The following is a 17,620-nucleotide window of genomic DNA, read 5'->3' on the forward strand; positions in this document are numbered from 1 at the left end:
GTAACATAGGTTGGAGACTTTTGCTTGTCAAGGCAATTTTTTACTAGGGTTATCTGGATAACACTGCTGCAGCTCCACCGGACATTCTTTGCAATTCAGCCTCAATATGATGCGGTTCCAAGGTGGTGACGATAGTGTGCGTTCTGCCGTCTTTCTCTGTTTTCTGAATTTTGAGGTGGTTATGCGAATATGAAGCGACCTGAGTAAAGTGGGTGATGCAGACGACTTGCTGTTTATCACCGATGGCGCGTAATTTTTTGCCTACCAGTGAAGCTGTTTCCCCGCCGATGTTTGCATCGATTTCATCAAAGAAAAGGGTGGGGTTGCCGCCTAAGCCGCTAAGTAGGTATTGTAATGCCAGGACAAGACGTGACATCTCGCCGCCGCTTGCGCATTGACGGAGAGGGATGATTTTTTCACCTATGTTTGGCTTAAGATAAATTTCAACGGAGTTCTCGCCCCACTGGGTACGAGTGCATTTTTCCACCTGGATTTCCACTTCGACGTGGGGCATATTAAGGGTGCGCAATTCTTTTGTTAGAGCTTGGCTGAGGGTAGCGGCCGTTTTTTTCCGTTGTGCGGATAGGGCTGCAGCCTTTTCTATCAGCTCTTTTTGCACTGTGTGGATTGTATTTTGCAGTTCCTCTTTGGCAGCATCGCTGTTTTCTAGTTTAGACAGCTTATCCTTAGCGTTGTTTAGGTATTCCAACATGGCAGAGACGTCATTGCCATACCGTTTTTTTAGCTGGCTTAGCTGAGTGAGGCGTTTCTCAAGTTTTTGGACGCGATGGGGGTTATTTTCTACTTTAGCGAGATAATGCGAGAAAGTATAAGCAGCTTCTTGCAGTTCGATTTCTGCATTTTGGATAAGTTGTGCTGTGTCTTGTAAGCTCTCATCGAGGGATAGTAGTTTTTCCAGGCATTTTCTCGTTTTTACAAGCTGGTTGAGTATGCTCTTAGGGTCATTTTGAAGGATGTGTAAAATTTCATCTGTATTCTGAGTAAGGTTTTCAGCGTTGATAAGGATTGAATACTCTGCAAAGGCATCCTCCTCTTCACCTTCTTTCAGATTTGCGTCAGAAAGTTCTTCTATTTCGCGCTGGAGCGTTTCAATGATGCGCAGTTTTTCTTTTTCAGAAGCAATGAGTTCTTCCAATTGTTTTTGCAGGAGTTTTTCATGATGCCACAGAGTAGAGAATGCTTTTGCATTTGCCTCAAGTTGGCCGAATTTGTCCAGAATTTGACGATGGCTATCGGGAAGTGTGAGTTCTCGGGTCGCATGTTGACCCACGATATGTAGTAGGTGCGCTGCAATGATTTGGAGTAGGTTCTTTTGCGCTAGCTGATTGTTGATAAGACAGCGTGATTTTCCGCTGGCGTTAAGTTCGCGGCGTAGGATTAGGTATTCATCAGTATCGTAAGAGATGCCGCTGTTTTTTAACACTTCCTTCAATTCTTCTGTGAACGTCACATCAAAGGCAGCTTCTACCCAGGCCTTTTCAGTTCCATGGCGTAGGATATTGCTTTCAAAACGTTCTCCGCAGAGAAGCTTAAGTGCTTGCAGGACAGCGCTTTTACCTGCCCCGGTCTCCCCTGTGATGACATTTAACCCTTTCTGAAATTCTATGTGGGCGTTTTCAACTAAAATAATATTAAAGATGGACAAGTGTTTAAGCATAAGAAATTACTGATCAAAAGTACTATTTAAAAGTTTTAAGAGAGAACCATCGCTGATGTCGCGCATATGGCCATTGGGATTCCAAAGTGGTGCGGAATAGATCAAATCGTTAGAGTCCACGGCTATGGGTGTAATTTCTATAGGTGTAGAGGCAAAGCGGTAGAGGATGATTTTGGTGAAGGGGATAGGCTTTGTAGTTTTATAGGCTTCCGAACCGATAGTTAAGGACTGATTGAGGTAAGTTAACAGCGTATTTTGCTGTTCGAAATTTAGTGTATAGGCCAATCCGTTATGGAGAACAGCCGTGCCTTTAACATCATTGGGAGAAATATATTTTTCAGGTTGGTAGCCTGTTCCTATGTTAGGGATAAGTTTGATTGCGAAAAGAACTAATATAGCGGCTATTGCTATTGCAGACAGGTTGAGGATTTGGCGGTTGTTCATAATTTTTCCTTGTCGCTTGGCTCAGTTTGTTGAAATGCTAACGCTTAGAGAATATTAATACAAATACTGATTGCGCACGAATTGAGCGCATAAATCATCTGATTATATCTTTGTAAATACTCTCACATTATAAACTCGAGCAGTTCCCCTACGCGACAAATTAAATACTTTCATGGGATTTAAAATGCATCTTAGAAACAAAAGGTAAAGCTTCTTTTCCGTGCCGTTGAACAAATGTTTTAGCGGCTGTGATTGTTTGTGCTCCTGCCCCTTTAGGTAGGACAATACCAAACTCTTGAGATAGCGCATGCAAACCGGAGATAAAAGCGTAGCGGGCAAGGATGGATGCAGCAGCAACAACAACATCTTGCTCGGCGCGATGCTGTTGTGTGAGGTTTACACTCAATAGTTTACGTTTTAATGCTGTTTCAACGACATGCTCGGCAGCAAACTGGTCCACCATAACATCCAAACAGTGAGTTTCCGTGACCAAGGCTTCAATAGCCGTTGCATGCGTCCAAGCTAGAAGATGGTTAAGGTTTCTGAACTGCGCATAAAGTTCGTTGTAACGTTTGGGCGTGACTTTAATGATATGGTGGGCACAAAGATTTTGAATTTGCGGCGCGAGTTTTGTGATAGAGATATCATTGAGTTTTTTAGAATCGCATACTCCCAGTTTCAAAAGCGCTTGTATCTGCTCTGCTGTAGCATATACGCCAGCAGTACAAAGGGGGCCGAAAAGGTCCCCTTTGCCTGATTCGTCAATCCCGATATGGGGCTGCATATTTACTTTCACTTCAGGATGCGTAAATGACAGCGTTTCAAGCACCTCGGGCTCAAGGTAGAATTCGATAAATTCCTTAATATTTTTGCCCTGGATGACTAATTTTCCACTCGTATAAAGTGTGCAGGAGAGCCCCGTTTTCTTGGCGCTGAACACTGAGTAAGGCGGAGGGGGGGAGGCAAGGGAAAAACCCTTTTGGATAAGATCCTCCCTGAGTTTCTCGCCCTGACTGCTGCTGATCTGCGCAACAAAAATATTAGGTTTTTCTGCCATGTTTAGAGTGCCTATAGTGTGCGCGTAATCCCGAAGACAAACCCTTGAGCTGTTAAGCTGCGGACTTTCTCATTGAATTCGTTGTCAGGAACATTGTAATAGTTATGGTTGGCATTAGTGCCGACATAATAGCAGAAAAGAGTGAACCAGTCGAATTCTTTAGAAATTGTAGCGCGCCAGTCCACATAGTTCATATGATGGTAGTTGCGGATAGTTTGACGGCCGATATGCAGTTGAGTAGACCATGTAGGACAGATTTCAAAGTTGCAGTTAGCTTCAATATAATTGGATCCTTTCGAGTTGCCATTTGGAGCATCAGCATCGCCATCGTGCCAGTTGAAGGGTGTGTAGCGATCGCAGAAGCCGAAATAGTTGGTTAAAGTCTGCCAATAGCGAACGTTGATCCATTCGTAGCCAAGTTCAACATAGAATTCAGCAGTGTTAAAACGCACAGGATGTGCGAGAGCACTTTCGCCGCCGGGATAGTAGTAGAGAATAGCGCCTACATTATAGGTTAAGTTGGGGATGGATTTAGGAAACAGTTCCCCTTTGAAGCCTGAGTAGAAATCCAATTCAAGCGATGTATTGTTATAGTAGTTTGTTGTGCCGTCGACATTGGATCCGAAAGTACCTAAATAGAAGCCGCATGAGTGGCTGTAGTCAAGAGTTCCTTGGACAGCAGGCTGGCGCATTGTTTGAGAGATGCCGCGGAAACGATAGTCTGTGACAAAGGACACGGAGCCCTTGAAGGAGTGTGGAGACTTCTCTTCAGTTTCTAAGGATGGATCCTTAACTTCTTCTGCAGGTTCAATGGCTGCGGTCGATTCTGAACGGTCTTCATAGTAGAAGTCATTATCAAAATAATCGTCTGAGTGCAGTATGGAGCAACTAAGTAGCAATGCAATTAAAATTTTATTCATAAATAAACCGTTAAATTGGAAAAATCATAGCAAACACAGTACCATGTCCATTATTATCTGTAATTCTAATCTTTCCGTTGTGAATATCTACGATAGACTTTACTACTGTAAGACCTAATCCAATGGTTTCTTGCAGGTCGGAGGAAGAATAAAATTTATTGAAGAGCTGAGGGAGGATTTGCTTTGGAATGCCGGGTCCTTGGTCAATGACAGCAAGACTGAATTCAATTTCATTCGCTTCAGCTTTAATAGTGACAGGCGTATTTACAGGGGAATAAGTAATAGCATTAATGAGAAGGTTGTTGAGAGCAAGCTTCACCAGGTCATAATCGAAATTAAAATAGAGCGATTTATCAGGGACAATAACATCTATAGGACGTTTTTCTTCCCTCAAATTAAGTTCTTGAATGGAGTCTTCAATGAGTTGTTTAATAGAATGGCTGCTTTTTTCAAAGTGCATGAATCCCGATTGAAACTGGGTCATGATAAAGTTATTGTCTACAATAACTTTTAGGTTTTGACTTGCAGTGTCTACGGTATCTGAAAGGACTTTCTCCTCTTTATTATCCGCAATTTTCTTGAGAGATTTACTTGCGCTTATGATTTTCTCAAGGGGCGCATAGACTCCCCTTGTCAGAGATTTAAAGATAGCTCCGTGGAGTTTTTCGACTTGGCGCGAGTAGTCCTGATTACGTATTTTTTCCTCAAACAAGTACCTTTCTAAATAGACGCCGAGTTGGTCGGTCACTGTTTGTAGAAAGTTCATTTCGTCAGTAGATAGGGGGCTTGATTTACTTGGATAATAGAGTAGTACGCCCATAGCTTCTTTGGAAAATTTGATGGGGAAATATAGAGCTTCAGCAGAAGGTAGCGTGTCCGTTGACCATCCGGCAGTTTTTCCATTGCGAAAAGCCCACAGGGCAGCGGAATGTTCTTTCTCCTGATTAAAAATTTCTAACCTGCTTTTTAATAGCAGCTGATCTTCAATGTTTTTAGGGAGAATATCAAACTCACCCGGAAAAAGTGTCTTAAGTTTTAGGGAGACGTTTAAACAAAGTTGTTGCAAGTCTGTCGATTTTGCGATGACTTTCATGATCTCATAGAGATTCTCCGTTTTCTGTTCACGTTGGAATAAATAACGGTCTTTCTCCTTCAAACGAGCTGTAAGCATTCCCATGATGGTAGCAGCGATAAAATAGGTAATGATAAGGGCGAAATCTTCAGGATTTGTAATTGCAGGTTGGAAGAAGGGCGGAATAAGGAGAAAGTCCCAGCTTAACGCGCTGAGTATTGCGGCGAATAGGATAGGTCCGCGTCCAACGAATAAACTTAAGACGAATATTCCCGTCAGATAGATATATCCAACCGACTTATAGCCAATATAAGGTTCTAAGAGAAATCCTAAGAGCGATAAGATAATAACTGTAATAAATACAATAATATAAGGCTTTTTAGGTATTGGGTACTTCACCTTATTAATAGCCTCAGGTTCATATTCACTTTCATCTACCCGTAGGACATGAATATCCATGTTCTTATTTGCTTGCTCTAACTTACCAAGCAAGGTTCTCCCGAAGAAGGAGGAGAACGAAAAGCTCTTTTTCGGCCGTCCAATGACTATGCGGGTAATATTTTTTTGCTGTGCAATTCTTTGCAACGCATCTGAGATTTCAATGTCATGCGTTGTAATAACTTCTGCACCCAGTTCTTGTGCAAGCTGCAAATATTTATTCAAGCGAGCTTGATCTTTAGAATCTAGTTGGCGTCCATCGTCGACATAGACGGCAATCCACGGTGCATCAAGATTGAAAGCGATACGTCGCGTCGACCGGATCAATTGTTGCGAGGAGGGGGCGGGGCTGACAGCTACCATTAAGCGTTCACGAGTATTCCACTCCTTGCCGGGAGCAAGGACTTCATGCAAGTCGTGGTCAACTTTCTCTGCGGTAAAACGCAAAGCAATCTCACGTAAAGCTGTAAGGTTATCGACTTTGAAGAAATTTTCAGCTGCAAGTCTAGATTGATCGCCAAGATAAACTTTGCCTTCTTTCATTCTATTCAGCAATTCGGGGGGAGGTAAATCAATGAGCTCTAAAGATGTAGCTCTTTCAATGACCAAATCGGGGACTGTCTCCCGAATTTTTATTCCTGTAATGTTTTCTACTAGATCTTTGCGGCTTTCAAGGTGCTGAACATTCACGGTCGTATAGACGTCGATGCCTGCATCTAAGATCTCTAGGACATCTTGCCAACGTTTTGCATGTTTTGATCCAGGGACATTTGTATGGGCAAGCTCATCGATGAGAACCAATTGGGGGCGCAGTGTAAGGATTCGGTCTATATCTAACTCTTCAAAGACAGTGTCTTTATATTTTACCCACTTTTCTGGGAGGACCGGAATACCTTCTAAAACTTTTTCTGTTTCTTTTCTTCCGTGCGTATTGATAACACCTGCTAGGACAACTACCCCTTCTTTAATACGAGCTTGGGCTGCTTCAAGCATGGAATAGGTTTTTCCAACGCCTGCCGACATACCGAAAAATATTTTCAGTTTTCCTAACTCGCGTTTGGAGGCGGCCCTTTGCTTGGGTCCTGTTTCACTATCGGCAGAAGGCGTGGCATCTGGTGTACTCACGGATTTTTCACTGAGTAATGTTCGTCCAAGGCCTGATTCAACAGCAGCACGTTGACCTTTTCTCCGTCTTGGCTGTTGTTATCTACAAGAGATTTTATGGTATTTGGATCGCTTTCTCCACGTGCTTTCGAAATACGCTCTATTTGAAAATATGCTCCTTTCACAGTGATATGGGGATCTAAGCCGCTACCCGATGAGTATACAAGTTCTGCTGGAATATTTTCAGGGGTGGATTCCCATTTCTTAATATTACTAGCAACAGTTTCTTGTAATTTTTTGCTTGTTGGTCCTAAATTACTGCCGCCTGAGGGCTTCAAAGGGTCATAATTGATTGCGGAAGGCCTCGGCCAGAAATATTGCGGGGATTTGAAGTTCTGCCCAACTAGCGCAGAACCTCTGGGCTTGCCATCAATAGAGACTATGCTGCCGGTAGATTGGTAGGGGATCATAAGTTTAGCAATGCCTGTAATCAGCAAAGGATATCCCAATCCTGTTACCAGGGTCATCAACAAGAAAAAACGTAAACCGGTGTGTAGATGTTTCATTATTATACCAGTCCTATACCTGAAATGCAGAGATCGATAATTTTTATGCCGATAAATGGCGCTACTAATCCCCCTAGCCCATAGACTAGAAGATTATGACGTAGAAGTTCCGCCGCTGTCTGAGGGCGATAAGGCACTCCTTTCAATGCTAAGGGGATCAAAGCAATAATAATCAGAGCATTGAATATCACGGCGCTAAGAATAGCGCTTTCAGGTGAATAAAGACGCATCAAATTAAGATGCTGAAGCGGGCCTTCTTGACCTGATGCGGCATAGAGCGTCCCAAATAATGCCGGGATGATAGCGAAGTATTTTGCTACATCATTTGAGATGCTGAAGGTCGTCAAAGCTCCTCGGGTCATTAGCAGCTGTTTGCCGATCTCCACGATGTCTATGAGTTTTGTGGGGTTACTATCTAAGTCCACCATATTGCCTGCTTCGCGTGAAGCTTGGGTTCCTGTATTCATCGCTAGGCCGACATCTGCTTGTGCTAGAGCTGGCGCGTCATTGGTGCCGTCTCCTGTCATAGCGATGAGGTGGCCGGATTTCTGTTCTTCCTGTATGTGGGCCAGCTTCATTTCAGGGGTAGCCTGAGCAATAAAATCGTCCACGCCTGCTTCCGCTGCGATGGCTCCTGCGGTGAGGGGGTTGTCACCTGTGATCATCACAGTCCTAATTCCCATCTTGCGCATTTCAGCAAACCGTTCCTTAATACCGCCCTTGATAATATCCTTAAGTTGCACTACTCCTAGGACTTTATCACCGTCGCAGACAAGCAATGGGGTACCGCCGCTATTTGCGATCTTGGAGATATGTGTTTCAAGCTCCTGGTCGATACTGCTGCCCATATGTTCGATATAATTTTTCACGGCATCGACTGCCCCTTTGCGTATTGAACGCACTGTCGTATGCTGATCTTTATCTGTTAAGTCGATTCCACTCATGCGTGTCTGGGCTGTAAATGGAACAAAGCGCGAGTTATGCGCATCGAAGGACTCTCCGCGCAGATCAAATTTGTTTTTTGCAAGAACGACGATTGAGCGTCCTTCAGGTGTTTCATCAGATAGGGATGCAAGCAATGCTGCTTCTGCTAATTGCTTCTCAGACACCCCTTTCGCAGGATAGAACTCTGTTGCCATACGGTTACCTAGGGTAATCGTTCCCGTCTTATCCAAGATAAGCAGGTCGATATCTCCTGCAGCTTCGACCGCTTTACCACTTTTTGCGATGACATTACTTTGGATCAACCTGTCCATCCCCGCAATACCGATGGCAGAGAGTAAGGCGCTTATGGTGGTGGGGATGAGACAGACAAGCAGGGCAATGAGGACTTGTATGGTCACAATACCTGAAATATCCTGGCCGGAAGCCTGAGCGCTATAGTCAGCGAAGTTCTTAATCGAGACTACATTGAGGACAAAAATTAGTGTCAATGCGGATAAGACAATATTTAAAGCTATCTCATTCGGTGTTTTCTGGCGCTGCGCTCCCTCAATGAGATGGATCATCTTATCTAAAAAACTATGTCCTTTTTCTGAAGTCACTTCAATAAGAATCTTATCACTGACAATACGTGTGCCGGCAGTGACTGCACTCCTGTCACCCCCGCTTTCACGTATGACCGGTGCCGATTCGCCGGTGATTGCAGATTCATCGACTGTAGCAATACCTTCGATCACTTCTCCATCTGCAGGAATAGTATCTCCCACTGCGCAGGCAATGATATCCCCTTTTTTAAGTTGTGCAGCAGGCACAGAAATTTCTTTGCCATCTACAATTTTTATTGCAGGCGTCTCGGTTTGTGTTTTCTTTAAGCTTGCGGCCTGCGCCTTACCACGCCCTTCAGCTATTGCGCTGGCGAAGTTAGCAAAGAAAACTGTAAACCAAAGCCACAAGGTGAGCTGTAAGTTAAAGCTGGAATATGTGTGTAATAATGAGAAGAGGGTTGTCAGAATAGCCCCGAGAAAAGTGACAAACATCACCGGATTTTTTATTTGATGCCAAGGAGAAAGTTTTAAGAAAGCATCTTTGATAGAGCTAATCACAATGTCTGAAGTAAGTATGCCTGATCTTTTCATTTTAAAAAGTCCTTCCTTGCTGCATTAAAAACTGTTCTGCAATCGGCCCCAAAGATAATGCTGGGAATGCGGATAAAGCAGCGATAATAAGTATCACGCTGAAAAGCAGAATGCCAAATAACGGTGTTTGTGTAGAAAATGTGCCTATTGTCGGATTAGAATATTTCTTTTCGGCGAGGCTGCCTGCAATTGCAATTGAAGGAATCAGGATAGCCAAACGGGCAAGCAGCATGACAATTCCTAAAAGGATATTGTAGTAAGGTACGTTGGCGTTAAGCCCGGCAAAGGCGCTGCCATTATTTCCTGCTGCAGAGGAAAATGCGAAAAGTATCTCACTTAAGCCATGTGGCCCCCCATTTCCTAGACTTTCTAGTGCAGTAGGAAGAACCGCACTTAAGCCGGCCCCCAGTAATATCAATGCTGTGGGAGCAAGTATGGAAAGCATGACCCATTGAATTTCCCTCTTCTCGATTTTTTTCCCCATATACTCAGGCGTCCTGCCTACCATCAATCCGGCTAGGAATACTGTCAGAAGAATGAACATGAACATACTGCATAAACCCACACCCACACCGCCAAAAATGACTTCACCCAGAATGATATTGAACAATGCAATTCCACCCGCAAGAGGGGAAAGGCTAGATAGCATACTATTGACAGAACCATTGGATGTCGCAGTAGTAGAAACAGCCCATAAGACACTATTCATAGGACCAAATCGTACTTCCTGTCCCTCAAGAACAGGCTGAACTCCCAAGACTGGATTGATTTGTGATTCGGAGGTTAATGCTACCGTCAGACCTAAAACCCACAACGCGAACATTACAGAGAAAATAACGACGCATTCTTTAATGTTCTTCGCCATAAATCCATAGAGGAATACAGAAGCTCCCGGGATAAGTAGAATTGCAAAGGTTTCCCAAAAGTTGGAGAGGGGAGTAGGATTCTCAAAGGGGTGGGTGCTGTTAGCATTAAAAAATCCCCCGCCATTTGTGCCAAGTTGTTTAATGGCAACCTGTGAGGCTACAGGTCCCATCGGCAAAATTTGCGCTTCATTCTCTAATGTCGTCACAGGCACATAAGGACTAATGTTTTGTATGACGCCTTCCCCAACCAAAAAAAGTGAAAAGATCACGCATAATGGAAGGAATAAATAGACGATAGTGCGTGTCATATCATTCCAAAAATTCCCTATAGTAAAAGTGGAACGTCTGATAATACCCCGGATGAAGGCTACTAGAACAGCTAAACCCGTGGCAGCACTGACAAAGTTTTGTACTGTAAGCGCCATCATTTGGGTGAAGTAGCTAAGCGTAACTTCGCCTCCATAAGCCTGCCAGTTAGTATTGGTCACAAAACTTGCTGCCGTATTAAACGCCAGCCAAAATTCTACACCTCCTAAACCTTGTGGGTTTAGTGGTAAATATCCCTGTGCCAACTGTAGTGTCAGAACGAAAAGAAATCCTAACAGATTAAAGACAAGCAATGCCTTGGCATATTCCTTCCATGACATTTCTAAATCAGGTTGAATATTGCAGAATCTATAAATGAGTTTTTCAAAACTCCCAAGGAAAAAGGTGTTTCTTGAGGGGGAGGCTTTATAGATGCCTGCCAAATAACGTCCTAATAAGGGCGAAAAGAGAAGAAACAAAACAATAAATAATCCAAGTTCAAGCCAAGAATTCGTCATCGCAATACCTTAGAATTTTTCGGGATAGAGAATTGTATAAGTCAAATAGACCAAAAGAAGTGCACAGACGGCGCCTCCCCATATAAACTCATTGTACATGGCTTTTCCATTATGAGGTGTTAATAATCTGATGCCAGATTAAAATTAAATTGTAAATATGTGACGTGAATGTAATTTCAATTAATTCATTTTATTTGGTATAAAGAAGCCTATTCATGTAGGAGAATACATAGTATGGTCGCTGCCAACGTTAAGAAACTAGGTGAGTCTTTGCGCCTAGCAAGAGAAGAAAAAAACTTTTCTTTGAAAGAAGTCGAGAATGCAACATCCATTCGTATGAGCTATCTTAAAGCTATTGAGGAAGGTGAAGTAGATAAACTTATTTCTCCAGTCTACGCTCAAGGTTTTGTAAAACAGTACGCAATATTTCTCGGTTTAGAAGGCGACAACATTATCCGCGAATACCAAAACTGCTTTGGCAGAATTGACAAACAAGACTTCGATTATGGCATTGGCACTTTAGAGAAGAGGGGTAACCCCGGGTCTTCAGGGCGTTTCATGCCTCTTGCTGCATATAGCATCGCCGCTGTGGCAATTGTTATTGTCGCTTGGTACTTCGCAGATTATGTAGGCTTGATTTAATATGTCGCGTCCCCGGGCAACCATTGGAGCTTTTCTTTCTGGCATGTGTATCGGCGCAGCAGATCTCGTACCCGGTATCTCAGGCGGAACTGTCGCACTGATTCTGGGGATGTATGGCGCTATCATCAATGGTCTACGCAGCATTGATGGTGATTTTTTTAAACTGCTTTTCAGGGGGCAATTCAAAGATGCTTCTGTCCTCGTGCCATTAGGCTTTTTAGGCGCTGTTGTCGGTGGGATGCTCTTTTCCATTGCTACCCTTGTTCATGTTATCAAAGCGATCTTAGCTGATCCTGTATATAAGCCCATGCTCTATGCCCTTTTTCTGGGCTTGGTGCTGGCCTCTGCCGTTCTCATTTTCCGCCGCATACAGAATTTTAAACCTATTTACCTATTATGGGGCCTTCTTGCTGCAGGTGCTGCTTTTTATCTTTCGGGTCTAGAGCTTCCAAAGCAAGCGATTACTTCTTCATATAGTGCAGTCGTAGATTTATGGGCCTTTTTTTGCGGTATGCTTGGAATCTGTGCAATGCTTCTACCGGGAATTTCTGGTGGATATCTACTGAATGTTCTTGGTATGTATGGCAACATTATTGATGCACTTTCCACCTTTATTCATGGCATTGTCCATTTTCATATGGAATGGGCAGCATTCTTTCTCCTTTTAAATCTTGGCCTTGGAGTACTCATCGGAGCAATCGTATTCTCAAGAGCTATCAGCTGGGCCCTTACCAATTACCACGATCTTACTATCTCAGTTCTTGTTGGATTTATGCTAGGCGCCTTAAGAAGTGTGTGGCCTTTTATCAATGATATCAATGAACCCTTTCTTCCACCCTTTACTGAACCTCTTCTCTGGTCGGCCGTTGCGCTCACCATCCTTGGATTCACCGCGGTTTCAACTGCACATAACCTAGCCCTTAAAGCTAAAGCGAATGTTTGAATTATTTTTGGAATGTAATCATCTTTAAGATATTCTGTTACTCCTTCGTATGTTTTATTGTTGAAAGTTGAATGTTTTTTAGGCATAATTGTAACTTTTAATTTAACTTTAATTTAAAGAGAGGTTTTATTGTGGCAGTAGTTACTTTAGATAGAAACACACACGTTCAAAGTGCTCAAAAGTTAGAATCAAAACCTGAAGGTCCTTTCGTTACTTATATTAAGGTAGGTGAGTCATTTCAAGCCGCATATGCTAAGGGTTCATTACAAATCTATCTGAAATCCACATTTTTCAATGCAGATTATTGCCTGATGAATGCCCGTACTGGGGTCGAGAAAAAAGATCTGTCAGGAAAGCTCATCGCAAAACTTAGCTTAGAATTTGTAAATTCAGATCCAAAATTGGTGACTTATTACAGGGATATTCAATATTCACTTGGTTTTCTGTCGCTCTTAATACAATTCAAGAGATTGCTGCTATTGTTTCTGCGGTTAAAGATGTAGCGGATGAGAAATCCGGAGCAGAAATTGAAAATGAATTTATGAAAATGATAGGAGATGCTTCAGCGGTAACAACATCCTCTTCGCGTGACTCTTCCATTAAGTTAGTCGTTAAAGGCAAAGAGTTAGCCGTGTTCATCCCATCTAAACAAAGAATCACAATATGTAACCATTCTAAAAGCTTGCCCATATCCATATTTCAAAACCTTATTTTTCTTTATAACTCCGATTTTGCAAGGGAAATTTGTCCTTTAATGGGAGTTCCCTCTTCCCCATCAAATCTCAGAGCTTCTGTAAGAAATGCTTATCTAGGCAGATGTGTAGAGGCTGTTAGCCTTTCCATCGAAAAGGGAATATGGAGAGAAGATAAAAATATTAGAGAATTACAAAGACTGGTTTCAGTGATCACTCATCCTAAAGACACCTGGCACACTTCACCGATCTATGGCAATCACTACGAAAAATAAAACCTTTATCTTGTATAGGAGTATGGCAACTTGTCCAGGCAGTTGAACACAACTTTTTTTCCTAACCCTTGGAAAACGAGATATTGCAGTCCTTCTAGGCTGCATATACGTGTTAAAACAATACGGGGTAGACCCAACAGTCGTGTCACCAGCCGCCACTTGGATTAATTGAGCACATCGATAAAAGAATGATATCAAAATGAGGTTTGAATCAATTCTCTACAGAGCCAAAGAAGCGGCTATTCTGGTAGGGTCTAGTAATATCGAAGGTTCATTTGACTCTGTTTTAGAACTTATATCGTTAAATTTTTCGGTAACATCAAGGGCGAGTGTAGTGATGTCCGCTGTTATAGTTGCTTTATCATTGCTGGTGAGAGCCTTTTGAATCTTCTGGTTGTAGCCGTAGGCTGTCAAGGCAGAGTCAAGGAGACTTATGACACGATCTGTTATTACTTTTTGTTCTTTAGATACATTTACAGGTAGCTGACGATTGATCTCTAGGAAGATGGCAGTCATGATATTATTTCTAGCAAATGAAACTGCTCCACCGTCGTTTCCCTGTTTATGATATGCAATCATTAAGTCAATAGAGAATTGGTATGTTATTGCAAAATTTTGCTGGGAAATATACGAACAAACTTCCGAGGCCTTAGAAAGATTGTTCTGTTCGTAAAATTCGTGGAACACCCGTGCTAAGAAAGCATCCCTAGTTGCACCGTCCTGCTCGATTCTCTTAATGGCACTGAAGGCCATGTCCAGATTGCCTTTTGCAAAATACTGTTCTGCTAGCTTCAGAAAAAATGCCTCCCAGACTTGCGAGTTGTCAATCTTTATTACGTAAGCCCCTAGCATATATCTCTCGCTAGAAACCTCGAGAGCGTTGTCTAGTTCATCTTTAGAGAGATGGCGTTCGGCTAGCTTCAAAATAAAGGTCTGTTTAGTGATCTTATCTTTTACAAGCCACTTAATAAGCTCGAAGGCACTTTTTAGATGATCTTTGGCAAAATATTGCTCGGTTAAATCCACAACTACATTGTCTCTGATGTCATAGTCTGAAATTTCCAAAATGACCTTAAGGACCGTGCGATAGTTACCTCCTTTAGTATGATGACATTTGGCTAACTCCCCAAGCAAGAAATTTCTAGACTTCGTGGAGGTGATATTACAAATGACTTTGAAGGCTTCTTCCATATTGCCTGCGGCAAGATGACGTTCGGCTGCCCTTATGCTTAAAGACACATTGATATTTTTATTGTCTCCATGGCTTACCTGAAGCACTTGAGAAGCTTTTATGTGATCACCATTGTAAAAATGACGCTCGGCAATCTCTTCAACCACGGCTTTTCTGGCATCACAGTCAGAGGCCTTCATGATCACTTTGAAGGCACTATCTAGATGGCCTTTTGTATAATGGCTCTTGGCTATCTTTATCAGAAAGGTGTCTTTAGTACCTGTATCGTTATTGATCTTCATAATCAATGCAAAGGCATCATCTAGATCATTGGCCTTAAAAGCATCTTCCGCCAAGGTCATTATACGTTGTTCACGATCTGCAACACTTTCTTTGCCATCACGAGTCTTTTGATCTAAAAAGAGAATATAACACTGTCTTTGAAAACAGCCGGCTTGAACGTGGTATAAACCATATTGGGGGAAAAGAAGCGAAACTACATAGCCGAAGCATTCTTGCAGGTCTCTAATACTGCAAAAAAGATGTGCCTTTAACGCACTACTGTCACCACTTTTAATGGTCTGAAATAGATCGGTAAACAGAGCTTGTGCTGCGTGATAAACGGCATGATAAAGTGCTTGGAAGACCCTTTTAATTTTTTCACGCGCTGTCAGGTTCTCTTTTTTTTGTTCTCGGCTTGAATGAATGCAAAATTGTTTTGAGAAGGCTTCATAAGTGACAGAGCCATATTTAAAGTGTAAATTACTTTTAGCTTCATCTTCGATAGATAGAAAATTGCTTAAGGATCCCAAGGATCTTGCGTAAGAACACTCTCTTTCAAGTTGCATAGGCATTGTCATTTACCTTTTTTAACATTATCAAATATGTTAATTTTATCAGTTTATTGTTAATATAATTTAAAGATTAATTACTATAATGTAAATAATTTAATAATATTTTTCAAGTAAATTTCAGATTATCCTTTACATAATAATTTATTACCAGCTTCCTTTAATGAACCATCACTATTCACATAAGTATAAAGCGTTACAGTAGTAATATTAAGCTTCTTTGCTACTTCTATTGCTATCGATTTTGGATCAGACATCGCTGCCATAGCCATTCTCAATGTAGCAGAATCTACTTTACGTGGACGTCCGCCCATTCTGCCTCTTGCTCTGGCAGCAGCTAAACCTGCATTAGTTCGTTCGATAATTAAATCCCTCTCAAATTCAGCCAATGCAGCAAATAAACCAAAAACAAGACGGCCATTCGGTGTTGTAGTATCAATTTGGGCTCCATGACCTGCAAGTACTTTAAAACCAACATTTCTTTGACGTAACTCATCAATCATTGTCACTAGTTACCCCAATACCTAGGGTGATGCCCTAGGTAATAAAATGCCTCTATTATGCATTCTGTAAGGCTGCAATAATCTGAAGATAATTCCAAAAGAACTTGTCGCTACATTCAGGGACATAGACTTGTCGAAGGTATTTCAAAGAGAGCTTTAAGAATATAAAACTTTGTGAAGTGTCAGTCCTTGCGCAGGAGCCGTGACGCCTGCTTCTGCCCTGATCCCATTTTCAAGTAGTCTATGTAACATTTCTATCGAGAGACGCCGTCTACCGATATATACAAGCGTGCCAACAATATTCCGTACCATTTTATAGAGGAAGTTAGTTCCTGAAATGTGAATGCAGAGACGGTTGTCTTCATATTGTGAAATATTGATCGCTGTGAGGGTACGGTATGTATCCGAAAAGTGTGTATTGGACAGCTCATTGCAGAATGCAGCGAAGTTATGGGTTCCAATCAGCAGCCTGGCAGCCTCATGCATTAGCGCAAGGTCTAGCGCGCCGGGAGTATGCCAGGTTGTCCAACGCCACTTTGGCGGTAGAACAACGCCATTTGCCAACCAGTAATGATAGATTTTGCCTTCAGCACTTAAGGAGGGATGAAAGTCGTCAGCTTCCTCTACGACATCTAGGACACGGATAGAAGGCGGTAGCAAACAGTTAAGGCTGAGTAGAAAAGAAGCAGGGTCTTTGCGCAATTGTGGAGTAGAAAAAGTGACAAGTTGAGCATCTGCATGGACGCCTGCATCAGTGCGACTAGCAGCATCGAGAGAAACAGGATGCTGCTGAATCTTTTCTATTGCAGTGCGGAGGGTGCCCTCAATTGACGGGCCCATCCGACTATCTTGCCATCCCTTAAAATCTGTACCATCGTAAGCGATGGTAAGTTTTAGCAGTTGACGCACTTAGTAACAAACTGTTGAATACCTTCTGCAAATCTTTGGATAGCCAACATGACTAATATCATTCCCATCAGTTTTTCAAACGCTAACAAGCCATTGTCGCCGACGAGTTCGTGCAGCTTTTTACCTGAGAGAAGCACTCCTAGCGCTAATGCCCAAGAAACAAAGATGGCGATGTTCATTTCTACAAAAGTCGTATCTACATGGGCGAAAAGCATAATCGTTGCCAAAGCGGAAGGCCCTGCAATGAGCGGGATGGCAAGCGGGATAAGATATGGCTCTTCGTTAGGCAAATTAGCGCGTGGGCTGTCCATCGTAGGGAAAAGGATTTTTATCGCTGTAAGGAATAAAATGGTACCTGAAGCAACACGTACAGTAAGTTCAGAAAGGTCAAGCGCGTAGAAAATGCCTTCACCGATAATGTTGAATAATAACATCAGGATGAGAGCGAAAACCATCTCTCTTAAAATGACTTTATTGCGTCTTTCTGCAGGAACATATTGCATTAACTTCTGAAAGGAGGAGATGTTCCCAAAAGGATCCATGATAAGGAACAGAATAACGATGACGGTAAAAAGATTCATCATGGC

Annotated in this window: 16 protein-coding genes; 4 read left to right on the top strand and 12 right to left on the bottom strand. The window is 42.4% G+C overall.

What is annotated here, in order from left to right; translation table 11 throughout:
- Positions 1-49 precede the first annotated feature (49 nt).
- From recN to kdpA, 8 genes are all read right to left on the bottom strand, one after another.
- Positions 50-1,678, bottom strand: a complete 1,629-nt coding sequence (gene recN, locus WC222_03000) for a DNA repair protein RecN (protein ID MFA6915339.1) — start codon at positions 1,676-1,678, stop codon at positions 50-52.
- Positions 1,679-1,684: 6 nt separating this feature from the next.
- Complete coding sequence (locus WC222_03005; protein ID MFA6915340.1) at positions 1,685-2,122, bottom strand: hypothetical protein; 438 nt, start codon at positions 2,120-2,122, stop codon at positions 1,685-1,687.
- Positions 2,123-2,282: 160 nt separating this feature from the next.
- A complete protein-coding gene (gene rnhC, locus WC222_03010; GenBank protein ID MFA6915341.1) occupies positions 2,283-3,179 on the bottom strand; it encodes a ribonuclease HIII in 897 nt (298 codons plus the stop codon).
- 11 nt (positions 3,180-3,190) lie between these two features.
- Complete coding sequence (locus WC222_03015; GenBank protein MFA6915342.1) at positions 3,191-4,099, bottom strand: TorF family putative porin; 909 nt, start codon at positions 4,097-4,099, stop codon at positions 3,191-3,193.
- A gap of 10 nt (positions 4,100-4,109) precedes the next feature.
- On the bottom strand, positions 4,110-6,734 hold the full coding sequence (locus WC222_03020) for an ATP-binding protein (GenBank protein MFA6915343.1): 2,625 nt from the start codon (positions 6,732-6,734) through the stop codon (positions 4,110-4,112).
- Positions 6,731-7,279 (bottom strand): potassium-transporting ATPase subunit KdpC, encoded by a 549-nt coding sequence (gene kdpC, locus WC222_03025; GenBank protein ID MFA6915344.1) that lies wholly within the window; start codon positions 7,277-7,279, stop codon positions 6,731-6,733. Before kdpC ends, WC222_03020 begins: the two co-directional genes overlap by 4 nt.
- A gap of 2 nt (positions 7,280-7,281) precedes the next feature.
- Positions 7,282-9,357, bottom strand: coding sequence for a potassium-transporting ATPase subunit KdpB (gene kdpB, locus WC222_03030; protein MFA6915345.1), 2,076 nt, complete (start codon positions 9,355-9,357; stop codon positions 7,282-7,284).
- Between the two features lies 1 nt (position 9,358).
- The gene (gene kdpA, locus WC222_03035; protein ID MFA6915346.1) at positions 9,359-11,047 is read right to left on the bottom strand and encodes a potassium-transporting ATPase subunit KdpA; all 1,689 of its coding nucleotides are present in this window, start codon (positions 11,045-11,047) and stop codon (positions 9,359-9,361) included.
- 234 nt (positions 11,048-11,281) lie between these two features.
- On the opposite strand from kdpA, the gene WC222_03040 reads away from it, so the two are divergent.
- The 4 genes from WC222_03040 to WC222_03055 all read left to right on the top strand — a co-directional run bounded on the left by WC222_03040 (position 11,282) and on the right by WC222_03055 (position 13,599).
- The gene (locus WC222_03040; protein MFA6915347.1) at positions 11,282-11,689 is read left to right on the top strand and encodes a helix-turn-helix domain-containing protein; all 408 of its coding nucleotides are present in this window, start codon (positions 11,282-11,284) and stop codon (positions 11,687-11,689) included.
- 1 nt (position 11,690) lies between these two features.
- Positions 11,691-12,632: a DUF368 domain-containing protein gene (locus WC222_03045; protein ID MFA6915348.1), complete on the top strand. Its 942-nt coding sequence runs from the start codon at positions 11,691-11,693 to the stop codon at positions 12,630-12,632.
- 131 nt (positions 12,633-12,763) lie between these two features.
- Entirely contained in the window at positions 12,764-13,135 is a 372-nt protein-coding gene (locus WC222_03050; protein MFA6915349.1) for a hypothetical protein, read from the top strand.
- Positions 13,136-13,173: 38 nt separating this feature from the next.
- Entirely contained in the window at positions 13,174-13,599 is a 426-nt protein-coding gene (locus WC222_03055) for a hypothetical protein (GenBank protein ID MFA6915350.1), read from the top strand.
- Positions 13,600-13,818: 219 nt separating this feature from the next.
- Here WC222_03055 and WC222_03060 read toward each other — a convergent pair whose 3' ends face one another.
- The 4 genes from WC222_03060 to WC222_03075 all read right to left on the bottom strand — a co-directional run bounded on the left by WC222_03060 (position 13,819) and on the right by WC222_03075 (position 17,617).
- The gene (locus WC222_03060) at positions 13,819-15,624 is read right to left on the bottom strand and encodes a hypothetical protein (GenBank protein MFA6915351.1); all 1,806 of its coding nucleotides are present in this window, start codon (positions 15,622-15,624) and stop codon (positions 13,819-13,821) included.
- Positions 15,625-15,746: 122 nt separating this feature from the next.
- Positions 15,747-16,124 (bottom strand): recombinase family protein, encoded by a 378-nt coding sequence (locus tag WC222_03065; GenBank protein MFA6915352.1) that lies wholly within the window; start codon positions 16,122-16,124, stop codon positions 15,747-15,749.
- Positions 16,125-16,280: 156 nt separating this feature from the next.
- The gene (gene truA / locus WC222_03070) at positions 16,281-17,033 is read right to left on the bottom strand and encodes a tRNA pseudouridine(38-40) synthase TruA (GenBank protein ID MFA6915353.1); all 753 of its coding nucleotides are present in this window, start codon (positions 17,031-17,033) and stop codon (positions 16,281-16,283) included.
- Positions 17,018-17,617, bottom strand: coding sequence for a MarC family protein (locus WC222_03075; protein MFA6915354.1), 600 nt, complete (start codon positions 17,615-17,617; stop codon positions 17,018-17,020). Before WC222_03075 ends, truA begins: the two co-directional genes overlap by 16 nt.
- Positions 17,618-17,620 lie beyond the last annotated feature (3 nt).

Source organism: Parachlamydiales bacterium, assembly GCA_041671045.1.
In the GTDB taxonomy this organism is placed as follows: domain Bacteria; phylum Chlamydiota; class Chlamydiia; order Chlamydiales; family JABDDJ01; genus JABDDJ01.

What these genes read in the sequence shown, in the direction of transcription:
- recN (MFA6915339.1), bottom strand. Translation starts at nt 1,678, where the DNA reads ATGCTTAAACACTTGTCCATCTTTAATATTATTTTAGTTGAAAACGCC.
- WC222_03005 (MFA6915340.1), bottom strand. Translation starts at nt 2,122, where the DNA reads ATGAACAACCGCCAAATCCTCAACCTGTCTGCAATAGCAATAGCCGCT.
- rnhC (MFA6915341.1), bottom strand. Translation starts at nt 3,179, where the DNA reads ATGGCAGAAAAACCTAATATTTTTGTTGCGCAGATCAGCAGCAGTCAG.
- WC222_03015 (MFA6915342.1), bottom strand. Translation starts at nt 4,099, where the DNA reads ATGAATAAAATTTTAATTGCATTGCTACTTAGTTGCTCCATACTGCAC.
- kdpC (MFA6915344.1), bottom strand. Translation starts at nt 7,279, where the DNA reads ATGAAACATCTACACACCGGTTTACGTTTTTTCTTGTTGATGACCCTG.
- kdpB (MFA6915345.1), bottom strand. Translation starts at nt 9,357, where the DNA reads ATGAAAAGATCAGGCATACTTACTTCAGACATTGTGATTAGCTCTATC.
- kdpA (MFA6915346.1), bottom strand. Translation starts at nt 11,047, where the DNA reads ATGACGAATTCTTGGCTTGAACTTGGATTATTTATTGTTTTGTTTCTT.
- WC222_03040 (MFA6915347.1), top strand. Translation starts at nt 11,282, where the DNA reads ATGGTCGCTGCCAACGTTAAGAAACTAGGTGAGTCTTTGCGCCTAGCA.
- WC222_03045 (MFA6915348.1), top strand. Translation starts at nt 11,691, where the DNA reads ATGTCGCGTCCCCGGGCAACCATTGGAGCTTTTCTTTCTGGCATGTGT.
- WC222_03055 (MFA6915350.1), top strand. Translation starts at nt 13,174, where the DNA reads ATGAAAATGATAGGAGATGCTTCAGCGGTAACAACATCCTCTTCGCGT.
- WC222_03060 (MFA6915351.1), bottom strand. Translation starts at nt 15,624, where the DNA reads ATGCCTATGCAACTTGAAAGAGAGTGTTCTTACGCAAGATCCTTGGGA.
- WC222_03065 (MFA6915352.1), bottom strand. Translation starts at nt 16,124, where the DNA reads ATGATTGATGAGTTACGTCAAAGAAATGTTGGTTTTAAAGTACTTGCA.
- WC222_03075 (MFA6915354.1), bottom strand. Translation starts at nt 17,617, where the DNA reads ATGATGAATCTTTTTACCGTCATCGTTATTCTGTTCCTTATCATGGAT.